We start from the raw sequence: 876 nt of genomic DNA, 5'->3' as shown, positions 1-876 counted from the left end.
AGGGCCGCACGCTGTTCGGTGGCTTGGTGACGGCGCCGTTGGTGATGCCGGAAGTGATTACCGGCCTGTCGCTGTTGCTGCTGTTCGTGGCCATGGCGCAGATGATCGGCTGGCCCCAGGAACGTGGCATCGTCACCATCTGGATCGCCCACACGACCTTCTGCGCGGCCTATGTGGCGGTGGTGGTGTCGGCACGTCTGCGGGAGCTGGACCTGTCCATCGAAGAGGCGGCCATGGACCTGGGCGCCAAGCCTTGGAAGGTGTTCTTCCTGATCACTATTCCAATGATCGCGCCGTCGTTGGCGGCGGGGGGGATGATGTCCTTCGCGTTGTCGCTGGATGACCTGGTGTTGGCCAGCTTCGTGTCGGGGCCGGGTTCGACAACCTTGCCGATGGAAGTGTTCTCGGCGGTGCGTTTGGGCGTGAAGCCGGAGATCAACGCGGTGGCGAGCCTGATTCTGTTGGCGGTGTCGATTGTGACCTTCCTGGTCTGGTACTTCAGCCGTCAGGCCGAAGAGCGTCGCAAGAAAGCCATTCAGTTGGCCATCGAGGAAAGTGCGGCGGACTCCTGGAAGCAGCCGGATGTGCGTCGGGCCCAGGTGGCGGAGACCGCGTAGGCCCTGCTCCTGCAATATTGTGTCGTGCACAAGTGCAGTGAACGACGCAGTACTGTAGGAGCTGGCTTGCCGGCGATGAGGCCCTTGAGTCTGACGCTGTCCTTACTGACGCCATCGCCAGCAAGCCGGCTCCCACAGGACCGCGTCTCACCACAAAAATATCGTGCTGCCGAGGTCTTTGTAGGAGCTGGCTTGCCGGCGATGAGGCCCTTGGGTCTGGCGCTGTCCTTACTGACGCCATCGCCAGCAAGCCGGCTCC

General features: G+C 62.6%; 1 protein-coding gene. It reads left to right on the top strand.

The genetic code is table 11. The annotated features are described in order from the left end of the window. The coding region (locus tag HX866_RS34015) for an ABC transporter permease subunit (protein ID WP_177141294.1) at positions 1-617 on the top strand (617 nt) is incomplete at its 5' end. Positions 618-876 lie beyond the last annotated feature (259 nt).

Source organism: Pseudomonas gingeri (assembly GCF_013386165.1).
Lineage (GTDB): Bacteria > Pseudomonadota > Gammaproteobacteria > Pseudomonadales > Pseudomonadaceae > Aquipseudomonas > Aquipseudomonas gingeri_C.
The sequence above is the reverse complement of the archived record's forward strand: the minus strand, read 5'-3'. Positions and strand labels throughout refer to the sequence as shown.